23 protein-coding genes and 2 pseudogenes are annotated in these 26194 nt (G+C 64.6%); 18 read left to right on the top strand and 7 right to left on the bottom strand.

All coding sequences use genetic code 11. The annotated features are described in order from the left end of the window. Positions 1–57 precede the first annotated feature (57 nt). Positions 58–1164, top strand: a complete 1107-nt coding sequence (locus ACYUME_RS20635) for an NADH:flavin oxidoreductase/NADH oxidase (RefSeq protein ID WP_460416601.1) — start codon at positions 58–60, stop codon at positions 1162–1164. Position 1165: 1 nt separating this feature from the next. Here ACYUME_RS20635 and ACYUME_RS20630 read toward each other — a convergent pair. Both ACYUME_RS20630 and ACYUME_RS20625 read right to left on the bottom strand, forming a co-directional pair. Further along, positions 1166–1267: pseudogene (locus ACYUME_RS20630) on the bottom strand (toxin-antitoxin system HicB family antitoxin); the annotation flags it as partial. Between the two features lie 2 nt (positions 1268–1269). Then, positions 1270–2694 (bottom strand): gamma-aminobutyraldehyde dehydrogenase, encoded by a 1425-nt coding sequence (locus tag ACYUME_RS20625; RefSeq protein WP_460416599.1) that lies wholly within the window; start codon positions 2692–2694, stop codon positions 1270–1272. A gap of 175 nt (positions 2695–2869) precedes the next feature. Between ACYUME_RS20625 and ACYUME_RS20620 the strand changes: the two genes are divergently transcribed. The 15 genes from ACYUME_RS20620 to ACYUME_RS20550 all read left to right on the top strand — a co-directional run bounded on the left by ACYUME_RS20620 (position 2870) and on the right by ACYUME_RS20550 (position 19872). Beyond that, complete coding sequence (locus tag ACYUME_RS20620) at positions 2870–3553, top strand: tellurite resistance TerB family protein (RefSeq protein WP_460416598.1); 684 nt, start codon at positions 2870–2872, stop codon at positions 3551–3553. A 128-nt stretch (positions 3554–3681) separates the two neighbouring features. Continuing rightward, a complete protein-coding gene (locus ACYUME_RS20615) occupies positions 3682–5304 on the top strand; it encodes a methyl-accepting chemotaxis protein (protein WP_460416596.1) in 1623 nt (540 codons plus the stop codon). Between the two features lie 5 nt (positions 5305–5309). Next, on the top strand, positions 5310–5831 hold the full coding sequence (locus ACYUME_RS20610; protein WP_460416595.1) for a chemotaxis protein CheW: 522 nt from the start codon (positions 5310–5312) through the stop codon (positions 5829–5831). Beyond that, a complete protein-coding gene (locus ACYUME_RS20605) occupies positions 5828–7078 on the top strand; it encodes a CheR family methyltransferase (protein ID WP_460416593.1) in 1251 nt (416 codons plus the stop codon). Before ACYUME_RS20610 ends, ACYUME_RS20605 begins: the two co-directional genes overlap by 4 nt. A gap of 8 nt (positions 7079–7086) precedes the next feature. Continuing rightward, positions 7087–7734 carry a chemotaxis protein CheW gene (locus ACYUME_RS20600; RefSeq protein ID WP_460419407.1) on the top strand — a complete coding sequence of 216 codons (648 nt, stop codon included), beginning with the start codon at positions 7087–7089 and terminating at the stop codon, positions 7732–7734. Next, the gene (locus tag ACYUME_RS20595) at positions 7731–10037 is read left to right on the top strand and encodes a response regulator (RefSeq protein WP_460416592.1); all 2307 of its coding nucleotides are present in this window, start codon (positions 7731–7733) and stop codon (positions 10035–10037) included. Before ACYUME_RS20600 ends, ACYUME_RS20595 begins: the two co-directional genes overlap by 4 nt. Continuing rightward, the gene (gene cheB / locus ACYUME_RS20590) at positions 10034–11047 is read left to right on the top strand and encodes a chemotaxis-specific protein-glutamate methyltransferase CheB (RefSeq protein ID WP_460416591.1); all 1014 of its coding nucleotides are present in this window, start codon (positions 10034–10036) and stop codon (positions 11045–11047) included. Before ACYUME_RS20595 ends, cheB begins: the two co-directional genes overlap by 4 nt. Before the next feature lie 51 nt (positions 11048–11098). Continuing rightward, positions 11099–12103 (top strand): diguanylate cyclase, encoded by a 1005-nt coding sequence (locus ACYUME_RS20585; RefSeq protein ID WP_460416590.1) that lies wholly within the window; start codon positions 11099–11101, stop codon positions 12101–12103. A 1017-nt stretch (positions 12104–13120) separates the two neighbouring features. After that, positions 13121–14216 (top strand): peptide chain release factor 2 gene (gene prfB / locus ACYUME_RS20580; protein WP_460416588.1). Its coding sequence is split into 2 segments (ribosomal slippage): positions 13121–13192 and positions 13194–14216, totalling 1095 coding nucleotides; the frame shifts between segments, so codons are not numbered across the junction. Positions 14217–14308: 92 nt separating this feature from the next. Further along, positions 14309–15811, top strand: coding sequence for a lysine--tRNA ligase (gene lysS / locus ACYUME_RS20575; RefSeq protein ID WP_279888218.1), 1503 nt, complete (start codon positions 14309–14311; stop codon positions 15809–15811). Between the two features lie 189 nt (positions 15812–16000). Then, positions 16001–16705, top strand: coding sequence for a TetR/AcrR family transcriptional regulator (locus tag ACYUME_RS20570; RefSeq protein ID WP_279888219.1), 705 nt, complete (start codon positions 16001–16003; stop codon positions 16703–16705). 29 nt (positions 16706–16734) lie between these two features. Beyond that, on the top strand, positions 16735–17283 hold the full coding sequence (locus ACYUME_RS20565; RefSeq protein ID WP_460416586.1) for a LolA-like protein: 549 nt from the start codon (positions 16735–16737) through the stop codon (positions 17281–17283). Positions 17284–17376: 93 nt separating this feature from the next. After that, the gene (locus ACYUME_RS20560; RefSeq protein ID WP_460416584.1) at positions 17377–18654 is read left to right on the top strand and encodes a flavohemoglobin expression-modulating QEGLA motif protein; all 1278 of its coding nucleotides are present in this window, start codon (positions 17377–17379) and stop codon (positions 18652–18654) included. Further along, positions 18626–19549 (top strand): alpha/beta hydrolase, encoded by a 924-nt coding sequence (locus ACYUME_RS20555; protein WP_460416583.1) that lies wholly within the window; start codon positions 18626–18628, stop codon positions 19547–19549. Before ACYUME_RS20560 ends, ACYUME_RS20555 begins: the two co-directional genes overlap by 29 nt. Next, complete coding sequence (locus ACYUME_RS20550; protein ID WP_460416582.1) at positions 19546–19872, top strand: hypothetical protein; 327 nt, start codon at positions 19546–19548, stop codon at positions 19870–19872. The genes ACYUME_RS20555 and ACYUME_RS20550 overlap by 4 nt, the downstream gene beginning before the upstream one ends. Positions 19873–19900: 28 nt before the next feature. Here the strand turns inward: ACYUME_RS20550 and ACYUME_RS20545 are convergent. The 5 genes and pseudogenes from ACYUME_RS20545 to ACYUME_RS20525 all read right to left on the bottom strand — a co-directional run bounded on the left by ACYUME_RS20545 (position 19901) and on the right by ACYUME_RS20525 (position 22446). Then, a pseudogene (locus ACYUME_RS20545) lies at positions 19901–20216 on the bottom strand (type II toxin-antitoxin system RelE family toxin). Further along, positions 20176–20454: a type II toxin-antitoxin system Phd/YefM family antitoxin gene (locus ACYUME_RS20540; RefSeq protein ID WP_460416581.1), complete on the bottom strand. Its 279-nt coding sequence runs from the start codon at positions 20452–20454 to the stop codon at positions 20176–20178. The pseudogene ACYUME_RS20545 and the gene ACYUME_RS20540 overlap by 41 nt, the downstream one beginning before the upstream one ends. A gap of 140 nt (positions 20455–20594) precedes the next feature. Beyond that, entirely contained in the window at positions 20595–21383 is a 789-nt protein-coding gene (locus tag ACYUME_RS20535; protein ID WP_460416580.1) for an OmpA family protein, read from the bottom strand. Between the two features lie 49 nt (positions 21384–21432). Continuing rightward, a complete protein-coding gene (locus tag ACYUME_RS20530; protein WP_279888211.1) occupies positions 21433–21846 on the bottom strand; it encodes a DUF4398 domain-containing protein in 414 nt (137 codons plus the stop codon). 255 nt (positions 21847–22101) lie between these two features. Further along, complete coding sequence (locus ACYUME_RS20525) at positions 22102–22446, bottom strand: pilin assembly protein (protein ID WP_279888210.1); 345 nt, start codon at positions 22444–22446, stop codon at positions 22102–22104. A gap of 164 nt (positions 22447–22610) precedes the next feature. Here ACYUME_RS20525 and ppc point away from each other — a divergent pair, with 164 nt between their 5' ends. Together ppc and adk are read left to right on the top strand one after the other, a co-directional pair. After that, positions 22611–25238 carry a phosphoenolpyruvate carboxylase gene (gene ppc, locus ACYUME_RS20520; RefSeq protein ID WP_460416579.1) on the top strand — a complete coding sequence of 876 codons (2628 nt, stop codon included), beginning with the start codon at positions 22611–22613 and terminating at the stop codon, positions 25236–25238. 258 nt (positions 25239–25496) lie between these two features. Continuing rightward, positions 25497–26147: an adenylate kinase gene (gene adk, locus ACYUME_RS20515; protein ID WP_279888206.1), complete on the top strand. Its 651-nt coding sequence runs from the start codon at positions 25497–25499 to the stop codon at positions 26145–26147. The last annotated feature ends 47 nt before the right edge of the window (positions 26148–26194 follow it).

The following is a 26194-nucleotide window of genomic DNA, read 5'->3' as shown; positions in this document are numbered from 1 at the left end:
ACCCCCCACAACGAGTGCCCGGACCGGAAAACCATTGGAGTCCCCGGGAGGTGCCCCATGAGCCTGCTGCTCGAGCCGTACACCCTGCGTCAGCTGACCCTGCCCAACCGCATCGCCGTTTCCCCGATGTGCCAGTACTCCGCCGTGGATGGCCTGGCCAATGACTGGCACCTGGTCCACCTGGGCAGCCGCGCCGTCGGCGGCGCCGGCCTGGTGATCACGGAGGCCGTCGCGGTCACCGCCGACGGTCGCATCACCGCCGAAGACCTCGGTTTGTGGGACGACGCCCAGATCTCCGCCTTGCAACGCATCACCCGCTTCATCACCGCCCAGGGCGCGGTGCCGGGCATCCAGCTGGCGCACGCCGGACGCAAGGCCAGTACCTACCGGCCCTGGCTGGGCAAGCACGGCAGCGTCAAGCCCGAAGACGGCGGCTGGCAGCCAGTCGGCCCGTCGAAGATCGCCTTCGATCCACAGCACACCGCCCCTCGTGAGCTGAGCAAGGACGAGATCCAGGGCATCGTCGACGCGTTCGTCGCCGCCACCGAACGGGCCGTGAAGGCCGGCTTCAAGGTGGTGGAGATCCATGCGGCCCACGGCTATCTGCTGCACCAGTTCCTTTCCCCGCTCAGCAACCAGCGCCGCGATGAATACGGCAGCAGCTTCGAGAACCGCATCCGCCTGACCCTGCAAGTCACCGAGGCGGTACGCAAGGTTTGGCCACAAGAGCTGCCGCTGTTCGTCAGGGTGTCGGCTACCGACTGGGTCGAGGATGGCTGGAACCCGGATGAGACCGTCGAGCTGGCGCGCCGCTTGCGGGCGATGGGCGTGGACCTGATCGATGTCTCGTCGGGCGGCACCTCGGTGAACGCCGAAATCCCCACCGGCCCCGGTTACCAGACCCGCTTCGCCGAACGGGTGCGCAAGGAATCGGAAATCGCCACCGGCACCGTCGGCATGATCACCGAACCCGCCCAGGCCGAGCACATCCTGCGCACCGGCCAGGCAGATGTCATCTTCCTTGCCCGGGAGCTGCTGCGCGACCCGTACTGGCCGCTGCACGCCGATGACGACCTGGGGGGCAACAAGGCCACTTGGCCTGCGCAGTATCAGCGCGCCACCAGCCGGGCCAATCCGATCCACGAGTCGAACCTGCGCGATTGATTCAGCCGTAGGCGGCCTGGCTGACCCACTGGTTGATGCTCCTCTGCGCCAGCTTGGCCTTGGCCGTCACGCTGGCGTGGAGGGCCGGATCCAGCCGCAGGCTGTTCAATGCTTGAACATCACATGCCGCACGCAGGTGTAGTCTTCCAGCCCATACATCGACATGTCCTTGCCATAGCCCGATCGCTTCTGCCCGCCATGGGGCATTTCGCTGACCAGCATGAAGTGGGTGTTGACCCAGGTGCAGCCGTACTGCAAACGGGCGGCAAGGCGATGGGCGCGACCGTTGTCGCGGGTCCAGACGGAAGATGCCAGGCCGTATTCGGAATCGTTGGCCCAGGCCAACGCCTGAGCCTCGTCGTGGAAGCGGGTCACCGAAACCACCGGGCCGAATACTTCGTGGCGGACTATTTCGTCGTCTTGCAGCGCGTCCGCCAGCACGGTGGGCTCGAAGAAGAAACCGTCACCGGGCAGGGCCTTGCCGCCTGTGACCAGGCGCATGTGCGGCTGCTCGATGGCGCGCTGCACCATGCCGGCGACCTTGTCCCGGTGCAGGGCGCTGATCAGCGGGCCGAGTTCGGTCTCCGAGTCATGCGGCAGGCCCGGCTTGATGCTGGCCACCGCTTCGCCCAGGCGGTCGACGAAGCGCTCGTAGATGCCGTCCTGCACGTACAGCCGACAGGCGGCGGTGCAGTCCTGGCCCGCGTTGTAGAAGCCGAAGGTGCGGATGCCCGCGATGGCCGCGTCGATGTCGGCATCGTCGAACACGATCACCGGCGCCTTGCCGCCCAGTTCCATGTGCATGCGCTTCACGCTGTCGGCGGTGTCCGCGATGATACGCGCGCCGGTGGCAATCGAGCCGGTCAGCGACACCATGCGCACTTTGCCATGGGTGATCAGCGCATTGCCGACAGTCTGGCCGCGGCCGAAGAGAATGTTGAGCACGCCGGCCGGCAGCAGGTCCCGGACCAGCTCGCCCACGTGCAGCGCGGTCAGCGGGGTGAGCTCCGAGGGCTTGATCACCACGGTGTTGCCCGCGGCCAGGGCCGGGGCGATCTTCCAGGCCAGCATCATCAACGGGTAATTCCACGGCGCGATGGAGGCGACGACGCCCAGCGGGTCGCGGCGGATCATCGAGGTATGCCCGGGCAGGTACTCGCCTGCCGCCGAGCCGCCCAGGCAGCGCGCCGCACCGGCGAAGTAGCGGAACACATCGGCGATGGCCGGGATCTCGTCGCCGAGCGCTGCGGAGTACGGCTTGCCGCAGTTGTGCGATTCCAGCCTGGCAAGGACTTCACCGTGCGCCTCGATAAGATCGGCGATGGCCAGCAGCACGCTCGAGCGCTCCTTTGGCGAGGTCTGCGACCAGCCGTCGAAAGCCTGATCGGCGGCACGAACGGCCACGTCGACCTGGGCTTCGGTGGCCTCGTTGATCTGCGCCAGCGCGCGGCCGCTGGCCGGGTCGAGCACGGTCCAGGCGGGGCCTTCGCCGTCGACCAGGCGACCGTTGATCAGCATTTGGGTTTGCATGCGCGGCTTCTCCTCGGGGCTCAGGGCATGGATGCCCCTACAGACTAGAAGGCGCTGGCAGCGGTAACAATTCGCCAGATGGGCAACATCCGGATGCAAATGCGTTAAGCGAGGCTTCAGGTTGGCGGCCTACTCTGGAGGCTGCTCACATTCCACCTTCCATGAGGCATATCAGATGAATACTCGCGGTCTGCTCGACCAGCTACTCAAGACCGGCCAGTCGTTGTTGCAGAACCAGCAGGGCAAAGGCGCTGGCGACAAAGGTTCGGGCGGTCTGGGCAGCCTGCTGTCCGGCGCGGGAGGCGGCGCCTTGGCGGCGGGCGCCATGGGCCTGCTGCTGGGCAACAAGAAGGCCCGCAAGTATGGCGGCAAGGCGCTCACCTACGGTGGCCTGGCCGCCCTCGGCGTGCTGGCCTACAAGGCCTACGGCAATTGGCAGGCACGCCAGGGCGAAGGCAATCGCGAGCCGCAGACCCTCGACCGCCTGCCGCCAGCCGAGGCTGAGCAGCACAGCCAGGCGGTGTTGCGGGCACTGGTGGCGGCGGCCAAGTCCGATGGCCATATCGACGAACGCGAGCGGGCCCTGATCGAAGGCGAATTCACCCGCCTGGACAGTGATCGAGCGTTGCAGCAGTGGTTGCATGCGGAACTGAACAAGCCGCTGGATCCGGCCGAGGTAGCCCGTGCCGCGCAGACGCCGGAAATGGCCGCCGAGATGTACCTGGCCAGCGTGATGATGGTCGATCAGGAGAACTTCATGGAGCGCGCCTACCTCGACGAACTGGCCCGCCAATTGCGCCTGGACCCGGCCCTGCGTCAGGAGCTGGAAAGCCAGGTCAGGCTTGCCGCGGGTCAATGAACCGGCATTTGGCCAGTCCGACAGGCAGGGATGCCTGAATCCACCTGCATTCAGCCGCAAAAGCGTGGGAAGCCTGGGCTATACTTCGGCGATTTTTCCCGCTCGTATCGAATTCCTGAGGGCTGAATGTGAAGAACTGGACCTTGCGCCAACGGATCCTGGCAAGTTTCGCCGTGATCATCGCCATCATGCTGCTGATGATCGTGGCCGCCTACTCGCGGCTGGTGGCGATCGAGTCCAGTGAAGAAGACGTGGGCAACGACAGTATTCCCGGCGTCTACTACAGCTCGATGATTCGCAGCGCCTGGGTCGACAGCTACGTCAACAGCCAGCAGCTGGTGGGCTTGTCCAACCACCGCGAAATCACCACGGCCGACATGGAACTGTTCAAGAGTTTCGATGATCGCCTCAAGCAGCACATGGCCAGCTACCAAGGCACCATCCGCGACCCCGACGATCAGGTCGCCTTCGACGACTTCACCCGCCTGGAACTGGAGTACGTCAAGATCGTCGATCAGGTCCTGGAAACCTACCGGCAGAAAAACTATGCCGAGGCGCAACGCTTGATCGCCGAAGTGCTGACGCCGGCCTGGAAAGAAGGGCGCCAGCACTTGAACCAGGTGATCGAACGCAACCGCGAAGCCGCCGACACCGCCACCAACGAGATCGTCAGCGCGGTGAACACCGCCAAGGGCAGCATGATCGTCTCGCTGCTGCTGGCGATCGTGGCCGCCGGTATTTGTGGCCTGCTGCTGATGCGGGCGATCACCGCGCCCATGCAACGCATCGTGCATGCCCTCGACCGCCTGCGCTCCGGCGACCTGAGCATGCGCCTGAACCTCGACCGCAAGGACGAGTTCGGCGCCATCGAGGGGGGCTTCAACGAAATGGCCGAATCGCTGGCCAACCTGGTATCCCAGGCCCAGCGCTCCTCGGTGCAGGTGACCACCTCGGTCACCGAGATCGCCGCGACATCCAAGCAGCAGCAGGCCACCGCCACCGAAACGGCGGCAACGACCACGGAAATCGGCGCGACCTCGCGGGAGATCGCAGCGACCTCGCGTGACCTGGTGCGCACCATGACCGAAGTCACCAGCGCCGCCGACCAGGCCTCGAGCCTTGCCGGCTCAGGCCAGCAGGGCCTGGCGCGCATGGAGGAAACCATGCACCAGGTGATGGGCGCGGCCGACCTGGTCAACGCCAAGCTGGCGATCCTCAACGAGAAGGCCAGCAACATCAACCAGATGGTGGTCACCATCGTCAAGGTCGCCGACCAGACCAACCTGTTGTCGCTCAATGCCGCCATCGAGGCGGAAAAGGCCGGTGAGTACGGCCGTGGCTTCGCCGTGGTCGCCACCGAGGTACGCCGTCTGGCCGATCAGACCGCTGTCGCCACCTACGACATCGAGCAGATGGTGCGCGAGATCCAGTCGGCGGTCTCGGCCGGTGTGATGGGCATGGACAAGTTCTCCGAGGAAGTGCGCCGCGGCATGTTCGAGGTGCAGCAGGTGGGCGAACAGCTCAGCCAGATCATCCATCAGGTCCAGGCGCTGGCGCCACGGGTGTTGATGGTCAACGAGGGCATGCAGGCCCAGGCCACTGGCGCCGAACAGATCAACCAGGCCCTGGCCCAGCTCAGCGATGCCAGCACCCAGACGGTGGAGTCATTGCGCCAGGCGAGCTTCGCCATCGACGAGCTGAGCCAGGTGGCCGCCGGGCTGCGAGGCGGTGTGTCGCGGTTCAAAGTCTGACCACGATGAACGACCTGGCCCCCCGCGAAGATCGCAGCGCTGCCGACAAGGGCGTGCTGTACCTGCAGTTTCGCATCGCCGACCAGCGTTTCGCCCTGGATGTGCGCGAAGTGATCGAGGTGCTGCCGCTGCGTACCCTCAAGCCCATTGCCCAGGCGCCTGCCTGGGTGGCCGGCGTGTTTGCCCACCGGGGCGAGCTGGTGCCGGTGCTCGACCTTTCGGCGCTGAGCTTCGGCGTACCGGCGGCGTCGCGCAGCAGCACCCGCCTGGTGCTGGTGCATTACCGCGCTGATCCGCTGCGTCCGGAGCTGCAACTGGGGCTGATCCTGGAGCAGGCCACCGATACCCTGCGCTGCGCGCCTGAAGAGTTCCAGCCCTACGGTCTGGACAACGGCGATGCCCGTTACCTGGGGCCTGTGCGCCAGGATGCGCGAGGGTTGCTGCAGCGCATCCGGGTGGATGAGTTGTTGCCCGAAGCGGTCCGGCAGTTGTTGTATCCCGTCGAGCCCGGACAGGTGCCGGCATGAACGAGCAGCGTTTCTTCCGTTTCCTGCAGGATCGCATCGGCCTGGATGTCGAGTCGGTTGGCGCGCCCATGGTCGAGCGCGCCTTGCGCCAGCGCTGCGCTGCTTCGCAGGCCATTGATCTGGACGATTACTGGCTGCGCCTGCAGCAGTCGGCCGACGAGCAGCAGGCACTGATCGAGGCGGTCGTCGTTCCGGAAACCTGGTTCTTTCGCTACCCCGAATCCTTCAGCGCACTGGTGGGTCTCGCCCACAAGCGCCTGGCCGAACTCGCCGGCATGCGGCCCTTGCGCATGCTCAGCCTGCCGTGCTCGACCGGCGAGGAACCCTACTCGATCGCCATGGCGCTGCTGGATGGTGGGCTTGCTCCAGGGACGTTCCGCATCGATGGCATCGACGTCAGTCCAAGCTCGGTGGCCAAGGGCGAGCAGGCGCTCTATGGGCGCAATTCGTTTCGCGGCAGTGACCTGGCGTTTCGTGAGCGGCATTTTCGCGAAGTCGGTGATGTTCATCAGCTCGACGAACGCGTGCGCCAGCAGGTCAGCCTTCAGGTTGGCAATGTGCTCGACCCAACGCTCAAAGGGCGCGAGGGGCTGTACGATTTCGTGTTCTGCCGCAATTTGCTGATCTACTTCGATGTGCCGACCCAGCAGCGGGTATTCGAGGTGCTCAAGCACCTGACCCATGCCCAGGGCGTATTGTTCATCGGCCCTGCCGAAGGCAGCCTGCTGGCGCGCCTGGGCATGCGCCCCCTGGGGATCGCGCAGTCGTTCGCCTACGTTCGCCAGGATGACATCGCTCCCGTCATCCCCAGCGCGCCTGTACCAGCGCCACGCATGCTGGCGTCGAACCTGCCTCCGCGGATCACGCCACTTCCGGCACGAGCGCCCAGGCCAAACCCTGTTCCGGCTCCGCGACCTGCCCTGCAGGACAGCGAGGCGCAGTTGCTGGCGGCCATCGCCCGGCACGCCAACGCCGGTGACAGCGAGCAGGCCAGGGCGGGTTGCGAACGTTACCTGCGGCAGTTCGCGCCCAAGGCGCAGATCTTCTACTGGCTGGGCTTGCTCTGTGACATGCAGGCCGATGCCGCCCAGGCCATCACCCATTACCGCAAGGCGCTCTATCTTGAACCCCAGCACCCGGAAGCACTGGTGCACCTGGCCGCACTGCTGGCCTCGCAGGGAGACGAGGCGGGCGCCCGGCGCTTGCAGGAGCGCGCGGCGCGGGCGGGCAGGGAGTCTGAACGATGAGCCACGATATGCAACTGATCGCCCATGATGACGCCCCCATCGATGATTGCTGGAATCGCATCGGCGTGCATGGCGACAAGCAATGTCCGTTGCTGGAGCGCCATGTGCATTGCCGCAATTGCGAGGTGTATGCCGAGGCGGCCACGCGCTTGCTGGATCGCTACGCACTGGTCCAGGACGAGCAGTTCGCGCCCCAGGTGCTGGAAGAGCGCGCGGTTGGCCGTTCCATGCTGCTGTTCCGCCTGGGGGACGAGTGGCTGGCCCTGGCCACCGCCTGTCTGGCGGAGATCGCGCCGCTGCAGCCGGCGCACTCGTTGCCGCACCAGCGTTCGCGGGTACTGCAGGGGGTCGCCAACGTGCGCGGCGCGCTGGTGCCATGCCTGTCCCTGGTCGACCTGCTGGGCGTGCCGGCCCAGAGCACTGCCGAGCGTACCGGGCGGGCCATGCCGCGCATGCTGATCCTCGCCGCCGACGGCGGCCCCGTGGTGGTGCCGGTGGACGAGATCGACGGTATCCATCGTCTCGACCTCGCGGGCCTGGAAAACGGTCGTGACGCGGCGCACTTCACCACCGCGGTCCTGCAGTGGCGAGGGCGCAGCGTGCGAGTGCTGGATGAACAACAGCTGATGTCAGCCGTGAAGCGGAGCCTGTCATGACCCCGGAGCAAATGCGCGATGCGTCGCTGCTCGAGTTGTTCAGCCTGGAGGCGGAGGCTCAGACGCAGGTACTCAGTGCTGGACTGATGGCGCTGGAGCGCAACCCTGGCCAACCCGACCAGCTCGAGGCCTGCATGCGGGCGGCCCACTCCCTCAAGGGGGCGGCGCGCATCGTCGGCATCGATGCGGGCGTCAGCGTTGCCCATGTGATGGAGGACTGCCTGGTGGCGGCGCAGGAAGGTCGCTTGCTGCTGCGGCCCGAACATATCGATGCGTTGCTGCAGGGCACCGATCTGTTGATGCGCATCGCCACGCCGGGCGACGAGGGCGGCGAAGCTGCCGTATCGACCTTCCTGGCGCAGATGGCAGGGGTGCTGGATCCGGCGCTGCCCGAGGTTGCGCCCGTCGTCACGTCGAGCGGGCCAGGCCAGGTCGTGTCGCCACCGCCCGAGCCAGTGGTGATGAGCGAGGCCTTCATCGCCGAAGCCCCGGTCGTCGAGCCGGACCCCGAATCGGTCGCCCAGCGCAAGATTGGCAGGCGCGGCGCAGAAGGCGGCGAGCGGGTGCTGCGGGTGACCGCCGATCGCCTGAACAGCCTGCTCGACTTGTCGAGCAAATCGCTGGTGGAGACTCAGCGCCTGAAGCCCTACCTGGCGACGTTGCAGCGTCTGAAGCGCATGCATGGCCAGGGCATGCGGGCGCTGGATGGACTCAAGACCCAGCTGGAGGACAGCGGTCAGGGCGCCGAGGTACTCGCGGCGCTGGCCCAGACCCAGCAACTGCTGGCCGAAACCCAGCAGATTCTGTTGCAGCAGGCCGCCGACCTCGATGAGTTCGGCTGGCAGGCCAGCCAGCGCGCGCAACTGTTGTATGACACCGCGCTGGCCTGTCGCATGCGTCCGTTTGCCGATGTGCTCACCGGGCAGAGTCGCATGGTGCGCGACCTTGGGCGCTCGCTGGACAAGCCGGTGCGGTTGGTCGTCGAGGGCGAGAAGACCCAGGTCGATCGCGATGTGCTGGAGAAGCTCGAGGCGCCGCTGACCCACCTGTTGCGCAATGCCGTCGATCATGGCATCGAACTGCCCGAGCAGCGTCTGCTCGCCGGCAAGCCCGGCGAAGGCACGATCCGCCTGCGCGCCTCGCACCAGGCCGGGCTGCTGGTGCTCGAACTCGCCGACGACGGTGCCGGCATCGACCTCGAGCGCTTGCGCCGCAGCATCGTCGAGCGTGCCTTGTCGCCGGCCGAGACCGTGGCACAGATGAGCGAGGCCGAGCTGCTGACGTTCCTGTTCCTGCCCGGCTTCAGTCTGCGCGATACGGTCACCGAGGTGTCCGGACGAGGTGTCGGGCTGGATGCGGTGCAGCACATGGTCCGCGAGTTGCGCGGCTCGATCGAGTTGACCCAGGTGGCAGGGCAGGGCTGCTGCTTCCATCTGGAGGTACCGCTGACTCTGTCGGTGGTGCGCAGCCTGGTGGTCGAGGTGGGTGGAGAGGCTTACGCCTTTCCGCTGGCGCATATCGAGCGCACGCTCGATGTGCCCGCCGAAACCATCGTGCAGATCGAAGGGCGCCAGCACTTCTGGCACGAAGATCGGCATATCGGCCTGGTGGCGGCCAGTCAGTTGCTCAATCGACCGGCGACCCAGGGTGATGAGCAGAGCCTGCGGGTGGTGGTGATTCGCGAGCGCGAACAGCTCTACGGCGTGGCTGTCGAGCGGCTGATCGGCGAGCGGGTGCTGGTGGTGATGCCACTCGATCCGCGCCTGGGCAAGGTCCAGGACATTTCTGCCGGGGCATTGCTCGACGACGGATCGGTGGTGCTCATCATTGATGTCGAAGACCTGCTGCGCTCGGTGGACAAGCTGCTCAGTACCGGTCGTCTGGAGCGCATCGAACGTGGCGGCAGGGCTGGCAAGGGCGTGGCGCGCAAGCGCATCCTGGTGGTAGACGACTCGCTCACGGTGCGCGAGTTGCAGCGCAAGCTGCTGGGCAACCGCGGCTACGACGTGGCGGTGGCCGTGGATGGCATGGACGGTTGGAACGCCCTGCGCAGCGACGACTTCGACTTGCTGATCACCGACATCGACATGCCGCGCATGGACGGCATCGAACTGGTCACCCTGGTGCGCCGCGATCATCGTCTGCAGTCGTTGCCCGTAATGGTGGTGTCGTACAAGGATCGTGAAGAAGACCGGCGTCGTGGACTGGATGCCGGTGCCGACTATTATCTGGCCAAGGCCAGCTTCCACGACGATGCGCTGTTGGACGCCGTCGTGGAGTTGATCGGAGGTGCCCAGGGATGAAGATCGCCATTGTCAATGACATGCCCATGGCCGTGGAGGCCTTGCGCCGTGCGCTGGCCTTCGAGCCGGCGCACGAGGTGGTGTGGGTGGCCGGCAATGGCGCCGAGGCGGTGCGTTTGTGCGCCGAGCAGACGCCCGACCTGATCCTGATGGACCTGATCATGCCGGTGATGGATGGGGTCGAGGCGACCCGCCGGATCATGGCCGAGACGCCATGCGCCATCGTCATCGTCACCGTCGACCGCAGGCAGAACATGAACCGGGTGTTCGAGGCCATGGGCCATGGCGCGCTGGACGTGGTCGACACTCCGGCGCTGGGCGCGGGAGACGCGCGGGAGGCGGCGGCGCCTCTGTTGCGCAAGATCCTCAACATCGCCTGGCTGATCGGCCAGCAGCGGCCCAGCGCGCCCCGGGCGGTCGCCACTCCCCTGCGTGAGGTGTCGCAGCGCCGCGCCTTGGTGGCGATCGGCTCTTCCGCGGGCGGGCCGGCGGCGCTGGAGGTATTGCTCAAGGGCCTGCCGCGTACTTTTCCTGCGGCGATCGTGCTGGTGCAGCATGTCGACCAGGTGTTTGCCGCCGGCATGGCCGAGTGGCTGAGCAGCGCTTCTGGCCTGCCGGTTCGTCTGGCTCGCGAAGGCGAACCACCGCAGCCCGGACAGGTGCTGCTGGCGGGCACCAATCACCATATCCGCCTGCTGAGCAATGGCGAGCTGGCCTACACTGCGGAACCTGTCAATGAAATCTACCGGCCTTCGATCGATGTGTTTTTCGAGAGCGTGGCGCGGTACTGGTCTGGCGAGGCGGTGGGCGTGCTGCTCACCGGCATGGGGCGCGACGGCGCGCAGGGTCTGAAGCTCATGCGCCAGCAGGGCTTTCTGACCATCGCCCAGGACCAGCAGAGCAGTGCGGTCTACGGCATGCCCAAGGCCGCCGCGGCGATCGACGCCGCGGTGGAAATTCGTCCGCTTGAGCGAATCGCCGGGCGACTGATGGAAATCTTTTCGAAATGACGATATGTATTGAGTCACGCCGCCTGGCCGGCAGTGATCTGGTGACTACGGATGAATGATCTCCCGATCGAAGGTTTCACGACCATCAACGAAAGTGCGGCGATGGTCCTGCTGGTAGACGATCAGGCAATGATCGGCGAGGCGGTGCGTCGTGGGCTGGCCCACGAAGAGAACATCGACTTCCACTTCTGCGCCGACCCGCACCAGGCAGTGGCCCAGGCCATGCGCATCAAGCCCACGGTTATCCTGCAGGACTTGATCATGCCGGGCCTCGATGGCCTGACGCTGGTCCGCGAGTACCGCAACAATCCGGCGACCCAGGACATTCCGATCATCGTGCTGTCGACCAAGGAGGACCCGCTGGTCAAGAGCGCGGCGTTCGCTGCCGGGGCCAACGATTACCTGGTGAAGCTGCCCGACACCATCGAACTGGTGGCGCGTATCCGCTACCACTCGCGCTCGTACCTCACGCTGTTGCAGCGTGACGAGGCCTATCGGGCCCTGCGCGTGAGCCAGCAGCAGTTGCTTGACACCAACCTGATGCTGCAGCGGTTGATGAACTCCGATGGCCTCACGGGGCTGTCCAACCGCCGTCACTTCGATGAATACCTGGAGCTGGAATGGCGCCGGGCCATGCGTGAGCAGCAGCAGTTGTCGCTGTTGATGATCGATGTGGACTACTTCAAGGCGTTCAACGACAGCTTCGGTCACCTGGCGGGTGACGAAGCCTTGCGTCAGGTGGCCGAGGCCATCCGCGGCAGTTGCTCGCGTCCCACTGACTTGCCGGCGCGCTATGGGGGCGAGGAGTTCGCCCTGGTGTTGCCCAATACCTCGCCTGGTGGCGCCCGGCTGGTCGCTGAGAAACTGCGTCAGATCATCATGGGGCTGAAGATCGCCCATACCATGCCTGAGGCAACCTCGTACCTGACGGTCAGCATTGGCCTGGCGACCCTGACGCCGAGCGTTGGCAGCCATTGCCGACAGCTGATCTCGGCGGCGGACAAGGGGTTGTACCAGGCCAAGAACAGCGGACGTAATCAGGTTGGGATTGCCTGATGGGGTTTTCGCGGGGGGAGTGCTTTCAGATTTGCACTAACCCTGCGGGGGGCTTTTCGTCGAAAGATTGAAATGACTTTTTGGGGCTGAGTGTTAAATTTCAAGCTTCAAGCTTCAAGCTTCAAGCTTCAAGCTTCAAGTTCCAAGTTCCAAGAACTTTGCTCTTGCTTCTAAGTGCGCGATAGTTCAGGCGCCGGCAATTGCGACTTCAGGAGGCCGAGCGGAGTTCTTGCGGAGGGAGGTGACGGGCATGGATGCCCGTCAAGCGCTGCGCCCCAGGATGGGGCGTTCAGCGCGGTCCTCCCGGGAGCAAGAACGGAGCGAGGGTACCCCGGAGCGAAGCGTAGGGGCCGGATGATGGAGCGCAGCGTTTTTTGGTTACTTTTTGTCGCGTTTGACAAAAAGTGACCCGCCGTAAGGGCGGAAAGGTGACTGTGCGTCGCCATCGCAAATGAATGCGCATATAACTTTCAATACAGACTCTTTAAAAGTCAAAGTCAAAGTCAAAGTCAAAGTCAAATGCGATCGACGTGGGTTTCTACAGTTGTAAGCGCATTCATTTACGATGTCGACGCATAGTCACCTTTCCGCCCTTACGGCGGGTCACTTTTTGTCAAACGCGACAAAAAGTAACCAAAAAACGCTGCGCTCCATTCATGCGGCCCTCCGCTGCGCTCCGGGTTCCCTCACTCCGGCCTTGCTCCCGGGAGGACCGCGCTGCAGGGCCCATCCTGGGCCCCAGCGCTTGACGGGCATCCATGCCCGTCACCTCCCTCCGCAAGGCCTGCGTTCGGCCTCCTGAAGTCGCGAAGTTACGAGCGGCGCCTGGGCTGACGCAGCTGTCGCTAGTGAGTTGCGGGGATAAACTCTTGATCGGCAACGGCAACGGCAACGGCAACAGTAGGGATGCGGCGCTATGAGGATTCCGCCCAGACTGCTCGGCGGGCCTGCCGCCAGGCCCCAGACTCGGTTATACTCGCGGGCTTTTCACCGAATTCGCACGAGAGCTGCCCGCCCATGGAAATCCAACCGATCCTGAACACCATCAAGGACCTCACCGAGCGTTCCCAGTCCATTCGGGGGTATCTTTGACTACGATCACAAACATGATCGTCTGGTCGAAGTAAACCGCGAGCTGGAAGACGCCGCTGTCTGGAACAAGCCCGAGTACGCCCAGGCCCTGGGCCGCGAGCGCGCCATGCTGGCACAGGTGGTCGAGACCCTCGATAAACTGGCCAACGGCCTGGCCGATTGCCAGGACCTGCTCGACATGGCCGTCGAGGAAAATGACGAAGGCGCCGTCGGCGACGTCGTGACCGAGCTGGAAGGCCTGGAAGAAAAACTGGCCCAGCTCGAGTTCCGTCGCATGTTCAGCGGCGAGATGGACATGAACAACGCCTACCTGGACATCCAGGCCGGCTCCGGCGGCACCGAGGCCCAGGACTGGGCCAACATCCTGCTGCGCATGTACCTGCGCTGGGCCGACAAGCGCGGTTTCGACGCCACTATCATCGAACTGTCCGAAGGCGAAGTCGCCGGCATCAAGGGCGCCACCGTGCACATCAAGGGCGAGTACGCCTTCGGCTGGCTGCGCACCGAGATCGGCGTGCACCGCCTGGTGCGCAAGAGCCCGTTCGACTCCGGCGCCCGTCGCCATACCTCGTTCTCGGCGGTGTTCGTCTCGCCCGAGATCGACGACAAGGTCGAGATCGAGATCAACCCGTCCGACCTGCGCATCGACACCTACCGCTCCTCCGGTGCCGGTGGCCAGCACGTCAACACCACCGACTCGGCGGTGCGTATCACCCACGTGCCGACCAATACCGTGGTGGCCTGCCAGAACGAACGCTCCCAGCACGCCAACAAGGACACCGCCATGAAAATGCTGCGGGCCAAGTTGTACGAGCTGGAAATGCAAAAGCGCAACGCCGCCTCGCAGGCGTTGGAAGACAGCAAGTCGGACATCGGCTGGGGCCACCAGATCCGTTCCTACGTGCTCGACGACTCGCGGATCAAGGACCTGCGCACCGGCGTCGAGCGCAGCGACTGCCAGAAGGTCCTGGACGGCGATCTCGACCAGTACCTGGAAGCGAGCCTCAAGCAGGGGCTGTAAGCATCTCCGCCGTGGCGGGCCTGTGGGAGCGGGCTTGCCCCGCGATCCCTCCGCTACGAGGGCAACGAACACCTGATGGAAAGAATGACGACATGAGCGACCTCAAGACCGAAGCGCAAGACCTGCAACAGGAAGAAAACGCCCTGATCGCCCTGCGCAAGGAAAAACTTGCCGCAGAGCGCGCCAAGGGCAATGCCTTCCCCAACGACTTCCGCCGCGACAGCTACTGCGACGACCTGCAGAAGCAGTATGCGGACAAGACCAAGGAAGAGCTGGAAGCAGCTGCCATCCCGGTCAAGGTCGCCGGTCGCATCATGCTCAACCGTGGCTCGTTCATGGTCATCCAGGACATGACCGGCCGCATCCAGGTCTATGTCAACCGCAAGACCCTGCCGGAAGAAACCCTGGCTGCGGTCAAGACCTGGGACCTGGGCGACATCATCAGCGCCGAAGGCACCCTGGCCCGCTCCGGCAAGGGTGACCTGTACGTCGAGATGACCGACGTGCGCCTGCTGACCAAGTCGCTGCGCCCGCTGCCGGACAAGCACCATGGCCTGACCGACACCGAGCAGCGCTACCGCCAGCGCTACGTCGACCTGATGGTCAACGAGGAAACCCGCCACACCTTCCGTGTGCGTTCGCAGGTGATCTCGCACATCCGCAAGTTCCTCATCGAGCGCGACTTCCTCGAAGTGGAAACCCCGATGCTGCAGACCATCCCGGGCGGCGCCGCGGCCAAGCCGTTCGAAACCCACCACAACGCGCTGGACATGGCCATGTTCCTGCGCATCGCGCCTGAGCTGTACCTCAAGCGCCTGGTGGTCGGTGGTTTCGAAAAAGTGTTCGAGATCAACCGCAACTTCCGCAACGAAGGCGTCTCGACCCGGCACAACCCCGAGTTCACCATGCTCGAGTTCTACCAGGCCTACGCCGACTACCGCGACAACATGGACCTCACCGAGGAACTGTTCCGCGAGCTGGCGCAGCTTGTCCTGGGAACCACCGATGTGCCATACGGCGACAAGGTATTCCACTTCGGCGAGCCGTTCGCCCGCCTGTCGGTGTTCGACTCGATCCTCAAGTACAACCCAGAGCTGACCGCCGCCGACCTGCAGGACGTCGACCGTGCCCGTGAGATCGCCAAGAAAGCCGGCGCCAAGGTGCTCGGCCACGAAGGCCTGGGCAAGCTGCAGGTGATGATTTTCGAAGAGCTGGTCGAGCACAAGCTGGAACAGCCGCACTTCATCACCGAATACCCGTTCGAAGTCTCGCCACTGGCCCGTCGCAACGATGACAACCCGGCCGTGACCGACCGCTTCGAGCTGTTCATCGGTGGCCGCGAGATCGCCAACGCCTACTCCGAGCTCAACGACGCCGAAGACCAGGCCGAGCGCTTCCTGGCCCAGGTGGCCGAGAAGGACGCCGGTGACGACGAAGCCATGCACTACGATGCCGACTTCGTTCGCGCCCTGGAGTACGGCATGCCGCCGACCGCTGGTGAAGGCATCGGCATCGACCGTTTGGTGATGCTGCTGACCAACTCGCCGTCGATCCGCGATGTGATCCTGTTCCCGCACATGCGCCCACAGGCCTGAGCGAACTGAACAAGCCGCCTTTCGAGGCGGCTTTTTCATGCCTGAAGCTTTATGTTGTCAGTGCGGGCCTCTTCGCGGGTAAACCCGCTCCCACAGGAGGACGCGCATATCCTGTGGGAGCGGGTTTACCCGCGAAGAGGCCCGCACCGGCAACCCATTGTTCATGAGGTACCAACAGTGACCCCCGCAATGCCCCACCAAGGCGCCGCCGGCATCGCCACCGCCGTCGCCGAGAGCGTGCAATACCAGGGCCGCAAGACCGCCCGTCAGGGCAGCGAGCAGCGCCGCCAGCAGATCCTCGATGCCGCCATGCGCATCGTCGTGCGCGACGGCGTGCGCGGCGTGCGCCACCGCGCCGTGGCCGCCGAGGCAGATGTACCGCTGTCGGCCACCACCTACTACTTCAAGGACATCCAGGACCTGCTGGCCGACACCTTCGCCCAGTACGTCGAGCGCAGCGCGGCCTACATGGCCAAGCTGTGGGCCAACACCGAAGGCGTGCTGCGCCAATTGCTGGCCCAGGGCGACGGCACCCCCGAGGCCCGGGCGCACCTGGCCGACGAAGTGGCGCGCATGCTGGCCGACTACGTCCGGCGCCAGCTGAACAACCGCCGCGATTTCCTCATGGCCGAGCAGGCGTTCCGCCAGGAGGCGCTGCTGTGCCCGCGCCTGGCCGAACTGGTGCAGGCCCACGAGCAGATCCTGCTGCATGGCGCGCGGCAGATACTGCAGGTGGTCGGTTCGCCTCAGCCCGAGCAGGATGCCCAGATGTTGACGGCGATAATCGAGCAGATGGAATATCAGGGCCTGCTCAAGGATGCGAATGCGCAGGCCGATGAGCAGATGCTCGCTATCCTTGTCCGATACCTGCAGATGGTGCTGGCCTCGGCCTGAGTGGCGAACGATTTTTCAAGGAGAACCTGATGAAAGCCTGGCGTGTGGTGTTGTTGACCTTGTCATTCCTCCTGCTGGGCGGTTGTCTGGTGACCTTCGACGAGCCGTTGCCGGCCAACCAGCCGGCGCCCAAGGCACTGCTTGGGCAATGGAGCAGCAAGGACGCTTGGGGCGAGCCGCTCAAGCTGACCATCAGCCGCGCCGGGGGCAATACCTACAAGGCCGTGGCCCGGGCCCAGGGCAAGGCGCCCGAGGAATATGCCTTCACCGTGGCCCGGCACGGCAATCGCTGGTACCTCTCGGCCGGGGTGCCCAAGCGCCTGGGCGGCAACTTCCTGATCGGCGGTTTCGAGGTGATCGACGGCAAGCAACTGGTGGTCTACAACCTCGATGTCGAGCAGGTGCAGCAGGCCGTGGCGAAGAAAGAACTGACCGGGCGCACGACCCAGGTCCCGGAGGACAACGGCGAGGGCGTGCTCATCGACAGTCCGGCCGAGCGGGTGCTGGCGTACCTGGATGATCCGGCCAACTCCGATCTGTTCGTCGAGGTGGCGCGCTTCCAGCGTTCCGGTAAATAGCAGTGAACCTACCAGCCTCATCGCGGGGCAAGCCCGCTCCCACGCGTGGGAGCGGGCTTGCCCCGCGATGAGGCGCCCAGAAGGAGTCCCCGGGTGGACGAGTACCAGCAGACCATACGCACGCTGTCCGACCGCATCGTCGCCGCGCAAACCCCGATCCGCGTGCTCGACGCGGTCAAGTGGGACGACGGCATCCGCCAGGGTTTCCTCAAGGCCAAGGGCAAGGAGCCGCCGGCGGTGGACCGTGCCTATTACCAGAATCGCCCGCTGTCGTTCGACTCCAGCGCGCTGAAGGCCGAGTTCCAGAGCATCGAGCGCGACATCACGCGCCAACTGGGTCAGTTCAACCCGGTCGGGCAGATCATGCGGCGCATGTGCAAGGAGTACCGCATGGTGGTGCGCATGCTCGAAGCGCGTGGCACCGAGGACTTCGGGCTGATTTCCCAGGAACTCTACGGCGCCGCCTCCGATGCCTTCCACGCTGGTGACCCGACGTTGGCCGACCTGGGCCTTATGCTCTCGGACTACCTGAACAACATCGATGGCCGCGGCGACCTGAAGGACGAACCGAAGAACCTCACGGCCAAGGAGGCGGTGGATATTCTCCAGCGTCGCCTGAACAAGGTGTTCGGCGAAGCCGAGGAAACCATTCGCGTGTTCGAGTCCGACGGTATCGTCGCTGATGCCGCAGCGGGCGCCGACTACATCAAGGTGCGCGCCGACGCCATGTTCAACAGCCGCGATGTGCGCGCCCTGGAAGTGCATGAAGGCCTGGTGCACGTCGGCACCACGCTAAACGGCCTGAATCAGCCGATCTGCACCTTCCTGGCCAAGGGCCCGCCCTCATCGACGGTGACCCAGGAGGGCCTGGCCATCCTCATGGAGGTGATCGCCTTCGCCTCCTATCCCAGCCGCCTGCGCAAGCTCACCAACCGCACCCGCGCCATCCACATGGTCGAGGAGGGCGCCGACTTCCTGCAGGTCTTCGAGTTCTTCCGTGGCCAGGGCTTCGAGATGGGCCAGAGCTACAGCAATGCCAGCCGGGTGTTCCGGGGCTCGGTGCCCAACGGCCTGCCATTCACCAAGGACTTGTCCTACCTCAAGGGCTTCATCATGGTTTACAACTACATTCAGTTGGCCGTGAAGAAGGGCAAGCTCGAGCAGATCCCGCTGCTGTTCTGTGGCAAGACCACCCTGGAAGACATGCGCACGCTACGCCAGCTGGTCGAGGAAGGGCTGGTGGAGCCGCCCAAGTACCTGCCCGAGCAGTTCCGCGACCTCAACGCGCTGTCGGCCTGGATGTGCTTCTCCAACTTCCTCAACCACCTGAGCCTGGACCGCATTGAAGCCGACTACGCGAACATTCTCTGACGCCTGCCGTCACCTCGCCTTCGGTCTCGGGCTGCTGCTGTTGGGCGGCTGCAGCAGCTTGCTGTTCTACCCCGAGCCCGGCCAGCCGTTCACCCCGGAAAAGGCCCATCTGCAGTATCAGGACCTGACCCTGGTCGCCGCCGACGGCACACGTTTGCATGGATGGTGGATCCCCGTGCCGCCGGGTGTCGAGATCAAAGGCACGGTGCTGCACCTGCATGGCAACGGCGGCAACCTGGCCTGGCACCTCGGGGGCAGCTACTGGTTGCCGAAAGAGGGCTACCAGGTGCTGATGATCGACTATCGCGGTTATGGGCTGTCCCAGGGCAAGCCAACCCTGCCTGAGGTGTATGGCGACATCGGCGCGGCGCTGGACTGGCTGGACACGGCGCCGCAGGCACACGGCAAGCCTCTGGTGCTGCTGGGCCAGAGCCTCGGCGGGGCCATGGCCATCCATTACCTGGCCCAGCACCCCGAACAACGCCAACGCTTCAGCGCCCTGGTATTCGATGGCGTGCCGGCCAGTTACCGGGCGGTGGGGCGTTATGCCCTGAGCACTTCGTGGATGACCTGGCCACTGCAGGTGCCGCTGTCGTGGCTGGTGCCGGACGGCGACAGCGCGATCAACTCGATCGCACGCCTGGACAGCCCGCCGAAGCTGTTCTTCCACAGCATCGACGACAACCTCGTACCGTTGGAAAACGGCCTGCGGCTGTACCGTCAGGCGCCGCCTCCCCGGGTGTTGCAGCTGACTCGGGGCGATCATGTGCAGACCTTCGCCGATCCGACCTGGCGCCAGGTGATGCTGCGCTTCCTTGATGACCCTACCCACTTCAATGGTCTGCGCCGCCTGGCCGAAGTGCCCAACTACCCCGACGAGAAGAACAAGCAATGAGTGAAGAACGCAACGCCATCCCGCTGATCCTGACCGGTGTCGGCAGCATCATCGTGACGGTGGGAGCCCTCTGGTACTACGGCTACCTGCATTTCGCCAAGCCCGAGGACGCCTTGCTGCTGCAGGATTTCACCATGCTCAAGACCATTGCGGGGGAAGACTACAAGGTCTCGCTGACGCCGGCGCCGCAAGTGGCGCAGTGCATCGATGGCGTGCTGGTGCTGTTCGATACCGAGCAGAAGGGCCTGACCGGCGTGCTGGTTGACAACCGCAAGCGCGCGGTGCGCTGCATGGGGCAGGAAACGCCGCAGCAGGTGCAATGAATGATGGGGCTGCTGCAATGCGGCCCGATCAGTTCAGTCGCGCGCTGGCGACTGAATAGACATCGCATCTTTCACGTTTGCCGATGGCGATGACAAGCACTACCACGCGCTGATCAATCACCTGGTAGACCAAGCGGTAGCCGACTGATCTCAATTTGATCTTGTAGCAATCGGCCATGTTATTGAGCCGGTCTTTTTCAACTCTGGGTCGAGTCAGTCGAGCCTTGAGTTTCCTGGCAAGCTGCAGGCGCAATTTGGGTTCGAGCTTGCGATACTCCTTCTGCGCTCGTGACAAACTCAAGGTTATAGCTTGCTGTCGCGCTCTGCGTCGGCGATGAGCTCATCGATATCCACCCTCACGGTAGGCCCGCCAAGTCGCTGGCGTACCAGTTCGGCCAGTTGGATATCGTCAATCAGATCCATCATCGCCTCGTAGCGCTCTGGTGGTACTGCGTAGAAGGCGGGCTCGTTCCGATTGAGGATCACCACGGTTTCACCGTGCGCTTCACGAATGGTGCCCATTGGGTCTTTCTTAAGGTCGGTGATGGATGCTGCCAGATCGGCGAGGACAGGGTAGGTCATAGTTGTATCAACCCCTTTATCGAGAAGGATGGTTGTGTCATCTTAGTGCTTTTAAAGGTGTCCTTAAAGGTGCTTTTGACGAAAGGTCAAGCATGAAAAAACCCGCCATCAGGCGGGTTTTTTCATTCAGCCAGCAGCCCTTATTGGACTTGGCTCACCGTACGCGGTGCCACTGGCTGGTTGTCGTTGGAGATGGTCACCTCCACCCGACGGTTCTGCGCACGGCCGGAGTTGCTGGAGTTGTCCGCGACCGGGTACTCCTTGCCGTAACCCTGGGCGACGATCCGTGCCGGGTCGACGCCGGCACGCACCAGTGCCATGCGCACCGCGCCGGCGCGGCGTTCGGACAGGGTCTGGTTGTAGTTGGCCGAACCGACGCTGTCGGTGTAACCCTCGACGATCACCTTGCGCTCTGGGTTTTCCTGGAGGAACTGGGCCAGTTTGGTGACATTGGGGTAGGCGCTGCTCTTGAGCACGGCCTTGTTGAAATCGAACAGCACGTCACCGAAGGTCACCAGGGTGCCTCGGTCGGTCTGCTTGGCGTTCAGGCTGTCCTGCAGCTTCTTGATCTGCGCGTCGCGGGCGTCGAGCTTGGCCTGGGCGCGTTGCGCGGCGGCGTTCTTCAGTTCGCCTTCGGCGGTGCGCAGGGCAATGGTCTGCTTGGCTACCTCGACCCGCTGGTTGGTCAGATAGGCGAGCTGATCGACCTTCTTCGAGTCCTCGCGCTCCATGTACGCCTTGTCGGCCTTGTTCAGCCAGTCCTGGGCGTCCTTGGTCTCGAGCGCGGCGACCTTGCTCGACTGTGGGTCGCTCTGCAGGGCCGAGAAGTTGGTGCGGGCCGACTCGAGGTTGGCGTTCGGGTCGTGAGAGCAGGCGGCCAGGCCTACGCTCAGGGCCAGCAGGGCGGGAATCATGACGTAATTGCGCATAGTGTTCATCCTTTGATCTTTAACGAAGGCTCATGAGGCAGGGCAGGGCTCATTCGGCGCTGCGCAGGCCTTCCTCACGTACGTCGTTGATGCCCTGACGGGCATCTTGCACGGCTTTCTGGGCCTTGGCCGCCTGGGCCTTGCGCTCGGCGACGCGAGCATCCCATTCGGCCTGCTCGGCGAGCAGCTTGGCCTCGTCGTACTTCTTGTCGTGCATGGCGATCTCGGCCTTCTTGAACTTGTCCTGGGCGGCCTTCATCTCCACCGCGGCATATTCGGTGCCACCGGCGCTGACTGCCGAGTTGACCGCCGATTGGGTCACGGCGTACTGCTCGGTGGGCGGCTTGCCCGCGCAGCCCGCCAGCACCAGGCTGCTGCCCAGGGCCAGCGCGGCCAGCTTGAGCCCGCGCAGGTGAGTGGAGGAAGGTCGTTCGATGCGGGTCTTCATGGTGGTCAACTCCATTGGGTCACTCCTGTTAAACGACGATGGCCTCGCTGGGCTCATCGCTGTTCCCCTGTGCTCAGCGTCGGGCGAAAAGCCCGTATTTACAGGGTTTTGCCGTGATGGCTATTGGCTGTGACCGAGGCGTTTTTTGAATAGTTCAGAAAAATTTGCACGCTAAAGACATTTTTTTCTGACTAATCAGTCAGCGGATTTTCCATGGAACTTCCGCTGTGGATGGCGGTATGCCGGGCCTTGCCCGGCATCGGCAAAGGCTCAGTGCGACTTGTCTTCCCGCACCCGGCCAAGGGCCTGCAGGTGGCGGCGGGAGAGGGCCAGGAAGCGCGGCGTGGGGCCGATGTCCTCGTACAGTGGGTCGCCTTCCTCGTCGGTGGCGATCACCTGCTGGCCCTTGATGTAGGGGAAGCTGGCCTCCAGTTCCTCGAGCGCCGCCGCCACCAGTTCGCCCAGCAGTTCCTCTGGGCTGCGCTTGGGGTACATGTCGATCAGCGCGGCCAGGCGCGCTTCGGCTTCCATGTCCAGGTGCAGGACATGGCCGGTGGGGCTCAGCCGGCCGGCGGCGTTCTGTTCCCAGTGCTGGGCGAGTTGGCGAATTTTCATGATGACCTCTGTCAAAGCCTGGTAATGGCATTGCTTCGGATGTCCTGTGTTCACTTTAGTTGCTCTGGCTGCTTCTGGCTGCTTCTGGCTGCTTCTGGCTTGCCAGGCGCGGGCGCGAGTGGGCACTCTTGGGCGCATGCGGTTTCCTGGAGTGGAGAAGGCTGATGAGTGATATCGATCTGCGCTTGCGCGAGGATGTGCACCTTTTGGGGGAACTGCTGGGCGAGACCATCCGCCAGCAGCATGGCGAGGCGTTCCTGCAGAAGATCGAGGACATTCGCCATAGCGCCAAGGCCGACCGCCGCGGCGAGGGTGAGCGGCTAAGCTCGACCCTGGGCGATCTGGCCGAGGAAGACCTGCTGCCGGTGGCGCGGGCGTTCAACCAGTTCCTCAACCTGGCCAATATCGCCGAGCAGTACCAGCTGATCCGCCGTCGCGAGGCTGACCAGCCCGAGCCCTTCGAGGCCCGGGTGCTGCCGGAGTTGCTGGCTCGCCTGAAAGCAGCGGGCCACGGTGACGATGAGCTGGCCCGGCAGCTGGGCAGGCTGAGCATCGAGCTGGTGCTCACCGCCCACCCGACCGAAGTGGCCCGTCGCACCCTGATCCAGAAGTACGACGCCATCGCCGCGCAGCTGGCCGCGCAGGATCATCGCGACCTGACGAGCACCGAGCGCCAGCAGGTGCGCGAACGCCTGCGCCGGCTGATCGCCGAGGCCTGGCACACCGAGGAGATCCGCCGTACCCGGCCGACGCCGGTGGATGAAGCCAAATGGGGCTTCGCGGTCATCGAGCATTCGCTGTGGCAGGCGATTCCCAGCCATCTGCGCCAGGTCGACACGGCGCTGTTCGAGGCGACCGGGCTGCGCTTGCCACTGGAGTCGGCGCCAGTGCGTTTCGCCTCGTGGATGGGGGGGGATCGCGACGGCAATCCCAACGTCACGGCGTCGGTCACCCGCGAAGTGCTGCTGCTGGCGCGCTGGATGGCCGCCGACCTGTTCCTGCGCGATATCGACGGACTGGCTGCCGAGCTGTCCATGCAGCAGGCCAGTACCGCCTTGCGTGAGCAGGTTGGCGACAGTGCCGAACCCTACCGGGCATTGCTCAAGCAGGTGCGTGACCGGTTGCGCGCCACCCGGGCCTGGGCCCATGCCTCGCTGACGGCCACCCAGCCGGCAAGCGCTGCGGTGCTGGTCGACAATCGCGACCTGATCGCGCCGCTGCAGCTGTGCTATCAGTCGCTGCACGCGTGCGGCATGGGAGTGATCGCCGATGGGCCGCTGCTCGACACCCTGCGCCGGGCGGTGACGTTCGGCCTGTTCCTGGTGCGCCTGGATGTGCGCCAGGATGCCGCGCGTCATCGCGATGCGCTGTCAGAGATCACCGACTACCTCGGCCTCGGACGCTACGCCGATTGGGACGAGGAGCGGCGCATCGAGTTCCTCCAGGCCGAACTGAAGAATCGCCGTCCGTTGCTGCCGGCGCATTTCCAGCCCCAAGCCGACACGGCCGAGGTGCTTGCTACCTGTCGTGAGATCGCGGCGGCGCCTGCGGCGTCGCTTGGCTCCTACGTGATCTCCATGGCCGGCGCGGCCTCGGACGTGCTGGCGGTGCAGTTGTTGCTCAAGGAAGCCGGGTTGACCCGGCCGATGCGCGTGGTGCCCCTGTTCGAGACCCTGGCCGACCTGGACAACGCAGGTCCCGTGATGGAGCGCCTGCTTGGCTTGCCGGGCTATCGCGCCGGGCTGCATGGGCCGCAGGAGGTGATGATCGGCTATTCCGACTCGGCCAAGGACGCCGGCACCACCGCGGCGGCCTGGGCGCAGTATCGCGCCCAGGAGAACCTGGTGCGCATCTGTCGTGAGCACCAGGTCGAGCTGCTGCTGTTCCATGGCCGTGGCGGCACGGTCGGACGCGGTGGCGGCCCGGCCCACGCGGCGATCCTGTCGCAGCCGCCTGGCTCGGTGGGCGGGCGTTTCCGCACCACCGAGCAGGGTGAGATGATTCGCTTCAAGTTCGGTTTGCCGGGTATCGCCGAGCAGAACCTCAACCTCTACCTGGCCGCCGTGCTCGAAGCGACCCTGTTGCCGCCGCCACCGCCGCAGCCGGCCTGGCGCGCACTGATGGACCAGTTGGCCGCCGACGGGGTCAAGGCCTACCGCGCGGTGGTTCGCGAGACGCCGGACTTCGTCGAGTATTTCCGTCAATCCACGCCCGAGCAGGAGCTGGGTCGTCTGCCCTTGGGCAGCCGCCCGGCCAAGCGACGCGCCGGTGGCATCGAGAGTCTGCGGGCGATCCCGTGGATCTTCGGCTGGACGCAGACGCGGTTGATGCTGCCGGCCTGGCTGGGTTGGGAGACGGCCTTGAACAATGCGCTGGCGCGCGGGCAGGGTGAGCTGCTGGCACAGATGCGCGAGCAATGGCCATTCTTCCGCACCCGCATCGATATGCTGGAAATGGTCCTGGCCAAGGCCGACGCGCAGATCGCCGAGGCCTACGACGAACGTCTGGTGCAACCTGAACTGCTGCCATTGGGCGCGCATCTGCGCGACCTATTGTCGCAGTCATGCCAGGTGGTACTGGGCCTGACCGGGCAACCGGTGCTACTGGCGCACAGCCCGGAAACCCTGGAATTCATCCGTCTGCGCAACACCTACCTCGACCCGCTGCACCGCCTGCAGGCCGAGTTGCTAGCACGCTCGCGCAGCCGCGAAGCCGCTCTGGACAGCCCGTTGGAGCAGGCCTTGCTGGTGACGGTGGCGGGGATCGCGGCAGGCTTGCGCAATACCGGATGAGGCAATCCAGCAAGGGGTTGCGCACAGGTGTCGTCAGACCCGCGACATTCGCCCGGCGTCCGGTTGCGCCGGGCGCAACCTGTCCCCCGGCAGGCCGCAAGTGGCGCATTCCTGCCACTTTGGGACGCTTGTCGGGGGGGCGGGCGCTGTGTATCTTGAGCAGCCTTTTGACCGATTTTACGGTCTCGTCCGATTTTCCGGAGTTGGCCTTGTGCGCCGAATCCGTTGATTTGCATAGAAAAATATGAGGAGCACAAGATGCGCGTAATTCTGCTGGGAGCTCCCGGGGCCGGTAAAGGTACTCAGGCAAAGTTCATCACCGAGAAGTTCGGTATTCCGCAGATCTCCACCGGTGACATGCTGCGTGCCGCCGTCAAGGCCGGCACCCCGCTGGGCCTGGAACTGAAGAAGGTCATGGATGCCGGTCAGCTGGTCTCCGACGAGCTGATCATCAGCCTGGTCAAGGAGCGTATCGCCCAGCCAGACTGCGCCAACGGCTGCCTGTTCGACGGTTTCCCGCGCACCATCCCGCAGGCTGAAGCCATGGTCGCCGCCGGTGTCGATATCGATGCCGTGGTCGAGATCGCCGTGGACGACGAAGAGATCGTTGGCCGCATGGCCGGTCGCCGCGTGCACCTGGCTTCGGGCCGCACCTACCACATTCAGTACAACCCGCCGAAAGTGGAAGGCAAGGACGACGTCACCGGCGAAGACCTGATCCAGCGCGACGACGACAAGGAAGAAACCGTGCGCCATCGTCTGTCGGTCTACCACAGCCAGACCAAGCCGCTGGTGGACTTCTACCAGAAGCTGTCGGCCGCCAATGCCGGCAAGCCGAAGTACAGCCACATCGAAGGCGTAGGTTCGGTCGAGTCGATCACCGCCAAGGTCATGGCAGCCCTGAGCTGATCCATCGCCACGCGTCACCACGGCCCGCTTGCGGGCCGTTGTCGTTT

This window comes from Pseudomonas sp. microsymbiont 2, assembly GCF_054788395.1.
The sequence above is the reverse complement of the archived record's forward strand: the minus strand, read 5'-3'. Positions and strand labels throughout refer to the sequence as shown.

What these genes read in the sequence shown, in the direction of transcription:
- ACYUME_RS20635 (WP_460416601.1), top strand. Translation starts at nt 58, where the DNA reads ATGAGCCTGCTGCTCGAGCCGTACACCCTGCGTCAGCTGACCCTGCCC.
- ACYUME_RS20625 (WP_460416599.1), bottom strand. Translation starts at nt 2,694, where the DNA reads ATGCAAACCCAAATGCTGATCAACGGTCGCCTGGTCGACGGCGAAGGC.
- ACYUME_RS20620 (WP_460416598.1), top strand. Translation starts at nt 2,870, where the DNA reads ATGAATACTCGCGGTCTGCTCGACCAGCTACTCAAGACCGGCCAGTCG.
- ACYUME_RS20610 (WP_460416595.1), top strand. Translation starts at nt 5,310, where the DNA reads ATGAACGACCTGGCCCCCCGCGAAGATCGCAGCGCTGCCGACAAGGGC.
- ACYUME_RS20605 (WP_460416593.1), top strand. Translation starts at nt 5,828, where the DNA reads ATGAACGAGCAGCGTTTCTTCCGTTTCCTGCAGGATCGCATCGGCCTG.
- ACYUME_RS20600 (WP_460419407.1), top strand. Translation starts at nt 7,087, where the DNA reads ATGCAACTGATCGCCCATGATGACGCCCCCATCGATGATTGCTGGAAT.
- ACYUME_RS20595 (WP_460416592.1), top strand. Translation starts at nt 7,731, where the DNA reads ATGACCCCGGAGCAAATGCGCGATGCGTCGCTGCTCGAGTTGTTCAGC.
- cheB (WP_460416591.1), top strand. Translation starts at nt 10,034, where the DNA reads ATGAAGATCGCCATTGTCAATGACATGCCCATGGCCGTGGAGGCCTTG.
- ACYUME_RS20585 (WP_460416590.1), top strand. Translation starts at nt 11,099, where the DNA reads ATGAATGATCTCCCGATCGAAGGTTTCACGACCATCAACGAAAGTGCG.
- lysS (WP_279888218.1), top strand. Translation starts at nt 14,309, where the DNA reads ATGAGCGACCTCAAGACCGAAGCGCAAGACCTGCAACAGGAAGAAAAC.
- ACYUME_RS20570 (WP_279888219.1), top strand. Translation starts at nt 16,001, where the DNA reads ATGCCCCACCAAGGCGCCGCCGGCATCGCCACCGCCGTCGCCGAGAGC.
- ACYUME_RS20565 (WP_460416586.1), top strand. Translation starts at nt 16,735, where the DNA reads ATGAAAGCCTGGCGTGTGGTGTTGTTGACCTTGTCATTCCTCCTGCTG.
- ACYUME_RS20550 (WP_460416582.1), top strand. Translation starts at nt 19,546, where the DNA reads ATGAGTGAAGAACGCAACGCCATCCCGCTGATCCTGACCGGTGTCGGC.
- ACYUME_RS20540 (WP_460416581.1), bottom strand. Translation starts at nt 20,454, where the DNA reads ATGACCTACCCTGTCCTCGCCGATCTGGCAGCATCCATCACCGACCTT.
- ACYUME_RS20535 (WP_460416580.1), bottom strand. Translation starts at nt 21,383, where the DNA reads ATGCGCAATTACGTCATGATTCCCGCCCTGCTGGCCCTGAGCGTAGGC.
- ACYUME_RS20530 (WP_279888211.1), bottom strand. Translation starts at nt 21,846, where the DNA reads ATGGAGTTGACCACCATGAAGACCCGCATCGAACGACCTTCCTCCACT.
- ACYUME_RS20525 (WP_279888210.1), bottom strand. Translation starts at nt 22,446, where the DNA reads ATGAAAATTCGCCAACTCGCCCAGCACTGGGAACAGAACGCCGCCGGC.
- ppc (WP_460416579.1), top strand. Translation starts at nt 22,611, where the DNA reads ATGAGTGATATCGATCTGCGCTTGCGCGAGGATGTGCACCTTTTGGGG.
- adk (WP_279888206.1), top strand. Translation starts at nt 25,497, where the DNA reads ATGCGCGTAATTCTGCTGGGAGCTCCCGGGGCCGGTAAAGGTACTCAG.